The sequence below is a fragment of the Rhodopseudomonas sp. genome (assembly GCF_036404135.1).
Taxonomy (GTDB): Bacteria; Pseudomonadota; Alphaproteobacteria; order Rhizobiales; family Xanthobacteraceae; genus Rhodopseudomonas_A.
In genome coordinates this window covers 1-9,152 of sequence record NZ_DASWPE010000019.1, presented here as the reverse complement: position 1 = coordinate 9,152, position 9,152 = coordinate 1, and the positions used below count along the sequence as shown (strand labels likewise).

General features: G+C 64.7%; 3 protein-coding genes. All 3 read left to right on the top strand.

Annotated elements, in window-relative coordinates:
* The coding region (locus VGC77_RS02290) for a ribulose-bisphosphate carboxylase (protein WP_331169938.1) at nt 1-1,314 on the top strand (1,314 nt) is incomplete at its 5' end.
* Between the two features lie 90 nt (nt 1,315-1,404).
* Complete coding sequence (locus VGC77_RS02285; RefSeq protein WP_331169937.1) at nt 1,405-2,118, top strand: HAD-IA family hydrolase; 714 nt, start codon at nt 1,405-1,407, stop codon at nt 2,116-2,118.
* 351 nt (nt 2,119-2,469) lie between these two features.
* Nucleotides 2,470-8,421 (top strand): DUF3320 domain-containing protein, encoded by a 5,952-nt coding sequence (locus VGC77_RS02280; RefSeq protein ID WP_331169936.1) that lies wholly within the window; start codon nt 2,470-2,472, stop codon nt 8,419-8,421.
* Nucleotides 8,422-9,152 lie beyond the last annotated feature (731 nt).

The following is a 9,152-nucleotide window of genomic DNA, read 5'->3' as shown; positions in this document are numbered from 1 at the left end:
GTGCTGTGCGCCTACATCATGAAGCCGAAGGCCGGGTTCGGAAACTATCTGCAGACCGCGGCGCATTTCGCCGCGGAATCCTCCACCGGCACCAATGTCGAAGTCTCCACCACCGACGATTTCACCCGCGGCGTCGACGCCCTGGTCTATGAGATAGACGAAGCCAAGCAGTTGATGAAGATTGCCTATCCGATCGATCTGTTCGACCGCAACATCATCGACGGCCGCGCCATGATCGCCTCGTTCCTGACCCTGACGATCGGCAACAACCAGGGCATGGGCGACGTCGAATACGCCAAGATGTACGACTTCTACGTGCCGCCGGCCTATCTGAAGCTGTTCGACGGCCCGTCCACCACGATCAAGGATCTGTGGCGCGTGCTCGGCCGCCCGGTGGTCGACGGCGGCTTCATCGTCGGCACCATCATCAAGCCGAAGCTCGGTTTGCGGCCGCAGCCCTTCGCCAACGCCTGCTACGATTTCTGGCTCGGCGGCGACTTCATCAAGAACGACGAGCCGCAGGGCAACCAGGTGTTCGCGCCGTTCAAGGAAACCGTGCGCCTGGTCAACGAGGCGATGCGCCGCGCGCAGGACAAGACCGGCCAGCCCAAGCTGTTCTCGTTCAACATCACCGCCGACGATCACCACGAAATGGTGGCGCGCGGCGAATACATCCTCGAGACCTTCGCCGACAACGCCGACCACATCGCCTTCCTGGTCGACGGCTATGTCGCAGGTCCCGCCGCGGTCACCACGGCGCGGCGCACCTTCCCGAAGCAGTATCTGCACTATCATCGCGCCGGCCACGGCGCGGTGACCTCGCCGCAGGCCAAGCGCGGCTACACCGCCTTCGTGCTGTCGAAGATGGCGCGGCTGCAGGGCGCCTCCGGCATCCACACCGGCACCATGGGCTTCGGCAAGATGGAAGGCTCGGCGGCCGACCGCGCGATCGCCTATATGATCACCGAGGATAGCGCCGAGGGGCCGTATTTCCATCAGGAATGGCTCGGCATGAACCCGACCACGCCGATCATCTCCGGCGGCATGAACGCGCTGCGGATGCCGGGCTTCTTCAAGAACCTCGGCCATTCCAACCTGATCATGACCGCGGGCGGCGGCGCCTTCGGCCATATCGATGGCGGCGCGGCCGGCGCCAAGTCACTGCGGCAGGCGGAGCAGTGCTGGAAGGAGGGCGCCGATCCGGTGGCCTTCGCCAAGGACCATCACGAGTTCGCCCGCGCCTTCGAGAGCTTCCCGCACGACGCCGACGCGCTGTATCCGAACTGGCGTGGCCAGCTCGGGCTCGCCGCCTGATCGCGCGTTCGATCTCGCTTAGTTCGCGATGGCCGCGCAGCGATGCGCGGCCATCGTCGTCTCGTGCTCTGTCTTGATGAGGTTCGGCCGATGATTTCCGCGATCATTTTCGACGTCGACGGCACGCTGGCGGAAACCGAGGATCAGCATCGGCTGGCGTTCAACGCCGCGTTCGAACAGGCCGGTCTCGACTGGCATTGGGACGAGGCGCTGTACCGCGAGCTGCTGCAGGTCACCGGCGGCAAGGAGCGGCTGATGCATTTCATCGCCACGCGCGCGCCGCTGCCGCAGGCCGAGGCCGACGCGCTTGTCGGGCGGCTGCACGCTGCCAAGACCGCGCTCTACACCGAGGCCGTCCGCGCCGGCGCGATTCCGCTGCGCCCCGGCATCACCGAATTCGTCGAGGCGGCGGCCGCGGCCGGGCTGACACTGGCCATCGCCACCACCACCAGCCTGCCCAACATCACCACGCTGCTCGAAAGCGCGTTCGGCGCCCGCTGGCGCGCGCTGTTTGCGGTAATCGCCGCCGGCGACATGGTCGCGCACAAGAAGCCTTCGCCCGACGTCTACCAGCTCGCGCTCGACAAGCTCGATCTGCCAGCTGCGGCCTGCGTCGCGATCGAGGATTCCAGCAATGGCGTGGCGTCGGCGCGCGCCGCCGGCCTGCGGGTGATCGCGGTGCGCAGCCTCTACACCAGCGGCGACGATCTGTCCGCCGCGACGCTGGTGCTGGCGGATTGCCAAAACCTCGATCTGGCGCTGCTCGCCGAGCTCGACCGCGCCGGGCTGCCCCGCACGGCCTGAGCGGCTCCACGATACGCGCCGTCGCATATCCGCATAAGCTTGCCGGTGAAATCGGTGGATTGCGCATGACGGCGCACGGATGATCGCCGTGACGCAGGCTGGACCGCGCGCCCGGTCGAAAACCGTCAAAAATGCTGAAACACAAGGTACCGGCGGTCGGCGCGGTGAAGATGCTGATTTGGCCAACGGAGGCGGCGCGCGGATGGCGAAGACAGCCGTTGCTCAATCCAACGTCCACGCAACTCGCATCACGCGAGTGCTCCGACATTCTTCTTATTATAAGTAGAAACATTGCTTGCGAACAACGCCACAATATCAGAAATGAAGGTGGCTAGATCGACGGACGTGGCAATGGGCAATTTCGAGACTGAACGTACCGACGACGATGTGCAGACGGCGGGTCCGGAATCGGGCGCGGCTTTTATCCACATCGCGGCCGATCTTGCCGCCAGCTTTACCTTCGCGTCGCACCAGAACTCGATCCCGGTGGTTCGCTCGATTCGAATCGAGAACCCGACCGAGCAAAGAATCGAAAATCTCCGCCTCGACTTGACGGCGAGCCCGGCCTTCGTGCGGGCTAAAACCTGGAGCATCGACCGCGTCGGCGCGCAAAACGGCGTCGTGCTGTCAGATCGCCGCGTCGAACTCGACGCCGCCTATCTCGCCGGTCTTGACGAGGCCGAGCGCGGCGACATCACGTTTAGACTGATGCAAGGCGCCGCCGTGCTCGCCGAGACGATCATCCCAGTCCGGCTGCTGGCCCGGGACGAATGGGGCGGTGTCGCCGACATGTCGCAATTGCTGCCCTCCTTCGTGATGCCGAACGATCCCGCGATCTTCCGGCTGCTGCGGTCGGCCGCCGAGCGGCTTGCTGAGCATGGCCATTCCTCGGCGCTCGACGGCTATCAGAGCAACGAACCGAAGCGCGTCTACATGCTGACCGCCGCGATCTATTCGGCGATCGCCGGCCTTGGACTGCATTACGCGCAGCCACCGGCGAGCTTCGAATTGCGCGGCCAGAAGGTGCGCGGGCCAAGCAAGATCGTACAGGACGGCCTCGCTACTTGTCTCGATACGACACTGCTGTTCGCCGCGGCGATCGAGGCCGCGGGCTTGAATTCCGTGGCGATTCTGTTGGACGGACACGCTTTCGTCGGCGTCTGGCTGGTGAAGCGGACGCTGCCGCGGACCGTCGAAGATGACGTCGCTGAAGTCCGCAAGGCGATCGCCGCGCGCGAACTCGTGGTGTTCGAGACCACCGTCGTTACCCATCGGCCGGCGATGACGTTCGAGCATGCGATCAAACTCGGCGAGACCAAACTCGACGAAAGCGCCCCGCAACGTTTCGTGTCGGCCATCGACATCGCACGCTCGCGCTCAGGGGGCATTATGCCGCTGGCGTCCCACCAGACCGCGGATCCGGACTCTGCCGCCGATGACGATGCTCCATCGGACCTCGGGTTGCCTGCCGAGCCGGATATCGCGATGCCAGCCGATGTGGTCGAGCAGCAGCCGAGCAGCCCGGCCGGCCGCATCGAGCGTTGGCGGAATCGGCTGCTCGATCTCGGCCTGCGCAATCGGCTGCTGAATTTTTCCGACAGCAAACGCACGGTCGCCTTCGTGTGTCCTGACATCGGCTATCTGGAAGACCGGCTCGCCGATGGTATCGCGATCAAGCTGATTTCGTTGCCCGAGCAGAATCCGTTGGGACAGCGTGATCCCTCTTTGCATCGCGAGACCGGCGGGCAAGATCTGCAGCGCGGCTTCGCCGCCGAGGCGCTGCGCCGCGATGAATTGTCGTCGATGCTGGAACCGAAGGAGCTGTTCGCACGGCTCACCGCTTTGTACCGACAGGCCAAGAGCGATATCACCGAGGGCGGCACCAACACGCTCTATCTCGCGGTCGGCGTGCTGAAGTGGAAGAAGAAGCCGACCGACGAGCGGGTCTATCGCGCGCCGTTGTTGCTGCTGCCGGTCAAGCTAGAACGCAGCGGCGCATCGGATCGCTTCCGACTGCGCTTTCATGAAGACGAGCCTCGGCTGAACGCGACCCTGCTGCAATTCCTCAAGGTTGAATTCGACCTCGGTCTGCCGGAGTTTCGCGACGGCCTGCCGCAGGACGACAGCGGCATCGACGTGCCACTGCTGTTTGAACAGATGCGCCGCGCGGTGCGCGACGCGCCGGGGTTCGAGATCGCCGAGGATATCGCGCTATCGACGTTCTCCTTCGCCAAATATCTGATGTGGAAGGACCTGACCGACCGGGTCGATTCGCTGCGCCAGAACCGCGTCGTCAGCCACCTGATCGACAATCCCGAGCATGCCTTCCCGGGCGCCGCAGAAACGTTCCCGGACGAGAACGAGATCGACCGCAACTTCTCGCCCGCCGATATCGTCATGCCGCTGCCGGCGGATTCCTCGCAAATCGCAGCCGCGTTGGCCGCGACGCAGGGCCGCGACTTCGTCATCGTCGGTCCACCCGGCACCGGCAAGAGCCAGACCATCGCCAACATGATCGCGAGCTGCCTCGCCGCCCGCAAGACCGTGCTGTTCGTCGCCGAGAAGACCGCCGCTCTCGACGTGGTCTATCGAAGGCTGCGCGAACATGGCCTCGGCGATCACTGCCTCGAACTGCATTCCAGTAAGGCCGACCGCAAGCATTTCTTCGCCCAACTCAAGACCTCATGGGAGAAGCGCGGCGACGCCGAAACCTCGCAATGGGTCACGCTGAACGACCGTCTGCAGATCCGCCGCGACGAGTTAAACGCCTACGCGAGGGCACTGCATCGCAAGTCACCGAACGGGCTCACGCCCTATATTGCGATGGGGATCGCGGCCGCCGGCCTCGACCGCCACGCGCCAGCGCTGCGCTGGCCGTCGATCGGCGCTCATGACGCGGTCAGCTATCGCCAGTTGGACGATCTGGCGAAACAGCTCGGCCAGACCTTTGCCGCCGTCACCACGCGTCCGGTGCTGGCGCTGATCCATGTCGAGGAGTGGACGGGGGCCTGGCAGGAGCAGTTGCTCCATGCTGCGCGCAATCTCGGCCGCGCCGCTGCCGACGCGCAAGCCGCATTGGCGAAGCTGAGCGCGCGCTTCGGCCTTCCCGACATGGCGGATACCAGCATCGATGGGCTTGGTTATTTCGCCGACCTGGCACGCAACGTGATCGCCACCGCGGGCGCCGATTACACCATCATCCTGCATAAGGATTTCGCGACGCTGACCCGCGCGATCGGCGATCTCGAAAGCGCTATCGCCTCCTACCACGACGGCGAGACCGGATTGTCGCGGCCCTATCGGCCCGACGCGGTAGCACGGATTCCGATCGACGAACTGGACCGTGATTGGCGTCAGGCGAATGCGTCGATGTGGCCGAAATCCTGGTTTGCGGCGCGACGGGTTCGGCGGCTGCTCGGCTCCTATGCCGGCGCCAAGGCCGCCGACCCCAGCACGGATTTGCCTCGCTTGCGCGCGATGCAAGACACCCACCGCGCCATCGCCGGCAACGTGATTGCCGTGACACCTCTCGCCTTTGCAGGGCTCGACACCGATTGCGACGGGCTGCGCCAGCATTTGCAAAGCGCTGAACGGTTGCGGAGCTCGCTGGTGCAGCTCGGCGAATTTGCCGGCGACGTATCGCGCGTCGCGGCGAGCATCGCCGCTGGTCTGAAGGGCCAGGCCAATCAGCCGCAGATCGCCGCCGCCAAGGATTTCATCGCCCGGCATCAGGCGCTGATCGAGGCGATCGCGGCGTTCGAAACTTGCGCCGGGCTTCCGCTCGGAGACCGCGACGCTGAAGATTTGCTGCGCCGCGTGTCGCGGCAGATGGACGACCTCGAACAATCGCGCAACCTGTTTCGCGACTGGTCGTCATGGTGCGCGGTGCGTGCGCGCGGCATCGCGCAAGGCCTGGCGCCGCTGATTGCCGATCTGGAGAACGGCGCGGTTGCGCCCGGCGACGCCCAGACGGCGTTCCGCCTCGGTTATGCCAGGTGGTGGCTGCCGCTTGCGATCGACGATAGCCGCGAACTGCGCAGCTTCCGCCGCTTTCAGCACGATCACGCCATCACCGACTTCCGCGAGATCGACGATCTGGTCCGCGCCCACGCGTCGCAGAAGGTGGTGAGTTCGCTGGTCCACGGCCTGCCGCCGGCCGATGCCGTGCCGCGCAGATCGGAGCTCGGCGCGTTGCGCCACCAGATGGGGTTGCAGCGTCCCAGCGCCTCGATCCGCGACATGATCGGCGCGATGCCGGAGAGTTTCGCCAAGCTGGCGCCCTGCGTACTGATGTCGCCGTTGTCGATCGCTCAATATTTGCCCACGCAGCAGACGCTGTTCGACGTCGTGATTTTCGACGAGGCATCGCAGATCGCGACTTGGGACGCGGTCGGCGCCATTGCGCGCGGCCGCCAGACCATCATCGTCGGCGATCCCAAGCAGTTGCCGCCGACGAATTTCTTCGGCCGCAACGACGCCGATGGCGGCGACGTTCCGCAGCACGAACAGGATCTCGAAAGCATTCTCGACGAGGCGCAGGCCTCCGGGCTGCCGACGCGGCAGCTGCGCTGGCATTACCGTAGTCGTCACGAATCGCTGATCGCGTTCTCCAACTGGCACTATTACGGCAACCACCTCATCACCTTCCCGAGTCCGGTCACCGAAGACCAGGCGGTGTCGCTGGCCTTCGTGCCGACCGGCGTCTACGGCCGCGGCAGCAGTCGCAGCAACCTCGAGGAAGCCCGCGCCGTCGTCGCCGACATCGGTGCCCGGCTTCGGTCATGGCTGGCGTTGCCGGAGCCGCAGCGGCCCACGCTCGGCGTCATCACCTTCAACCAGCCGCAGCAGGAGCTGATCCTGGATTTGCTTGATGATACAAGGCGCGGCAATCCGGCACTGGAATGGTTCTTTGCAGAAGACCGCATCGAGCCAGTGATCGTCAAGAATCTGGAAAACATCCAGGGCGACGAGCGCGATGTCATCCTGTTTTCGATCACCTATTGCCGTGACGCCGCTGGTCGGCTGCCGATGACGTTCGGTGCGATCAATCAGGACGGCGGCGAACGCCGGCTGAACGTGGCGGTGACACGGGCGCGGCGCGAGTTGAAGGTGTTCTCTGGAATCCGTGCCGACGACATCGATCTCGGACGCAGTCGCGCGATCGGTGTGCAACATCTCAAAGCCTTCCTCGATTATGCGGTGCGCGGCGCTGTCGCGCTGCCGGCACAGGACGCGGGCTCGCAGGGCGACATGGAGTCGCCGTTCGAAGAGGCCGTCGCGGCGCAGCTCGAACGCCGCGGCTGGCAGGTCGTGCCGCAAGTCGGCGTGTCGGGATTCCGCATCGACCTCGGCGTCCGACATCCCGACCACGCCGGAATCTATCTCGCAGGCATCGAATGTGATGGCGCGACTTATCACAGCTCGGCTACCGCGCGTGACCGCGACAAGGTGCGCGAGCAGGTGCTGCGAGGCCTCGGCTGGACCATTCTACGCGTGTGGTCGACCGACTGTTGGTTCAACGCCGCGGAGGCACTTGAACGCTTACACCAAGGCCTTGAAGACGCGTCGGCGGACAGTCGCGCCAAACGTGCCGCGGAGGACGAGGCTGTATGTCCTTCGGATTCGACCGACGCGAGCCCCCTGGCCGTCGTTGAAACCGCGGAGGATGACGAACCGCACACCGGCGGCCCGGAGGGGACTGCTGACGGACTTACCTCTGCCGTCCCGCCACCGACGCCCGGTGAGAGCCGCATCGCCTCGCTGGATACGCCGGTCACGGAAGCTCAAGCCGATCCGGCCTCTCCGACATTCGCCATCACCGATTTGTCCGGGTTCAAGGCTGACCCGGATTGCTTCTTCGAATTCGCTTACCGGCCGACGCTTCAAGCAATGATCGATGCCATCGTCGCGCAAGAAGCCCCGGTGCGGGAAGATGTGCTCGCCCAGCGCGTGGCGCGGGCGCATGGCTGGCTGCGCACCGGCGGCCGGATTCGCGCACAGGTCGAACTGCACCTGCGCAAGCTCGACCGTACCGACGAGAATTCCGGGAGGTTTCTCTGGACGTCCGGCACGATTACGGCGCGCGTGCCATTCCGTCACCCGCTCGGACCGGAGCATCGACGGCCGCTCTCCGACATCTGCATCGCTGAACTCGTCGATTTCATCCTCACCCATCGAGCCGCGCTGGACGAGGACGATCCGCCGCTCGTCTACGCTCGGCTGCTGCAGGTCGATCGGCTCGCCGCATCCTCCCGCGAACGGATAAGGGAGGCCATCGCGTGCGCGGAAGCGCTGGACAACTGACGCCAATTTCACGGTGGCAATCGCAGAAGTACTGTCTGGCGTCGCTCAATCGGCCATAGCTTTGATATCCGTCAGATATTCGGAGACCGGCGTAACGCCCGTGAGCCGCAAATGCTCGCGCGCCGGGGGCAGGGCGCGCCAAGCTTGATTTGCTCCAAGCCCTCATTCAGATGGCCGAAGAACACGAACTCACCGTTTCGGACTTTCTCCATGCGTTTCAGCACGGCGACCGCCGCAGCACGTCACGGCACTGGTGCTCTTTGCCGCTTTTCAGTCGCTCGCCGGGAATGATCCAGACCGGCTTGTCGACGTCAGGGCAGGGCCGGTGATTCTCAACCTTGCGGACCTTGGATGGCTTTGGCAGTCGCTTGTCGAGATGGCCTTTCCAGCGCGCGGGATTTTCGCCGCTAAACGCCTCGGGCCTTGGCGGCGTCGATGACGGATTCGAAAGTCCAAAACCGCAATTCGTGTCCGCGGGCGGACGCGAAACGGGGTGCTGCAAGCGGAAACAAGGAGAGGCAAGAAATCTCAACTTGCGGCCGTTTTATTGGGATTTTTGATGTTGTGAGAGGCGGTGTGACACGGGTCACGGTCGTGTCCCGCCAAGTGGTGTAGCTCGGTAGAGCAAAGCCGCCCGCACGCGCGACCTCAAATAGCGCCGTAGCGGGCGGGCGGCTTTGCGGCGGCCATCGGCGATTTGCCCGGTAGGATCGGGTTGCGAGACACCAACG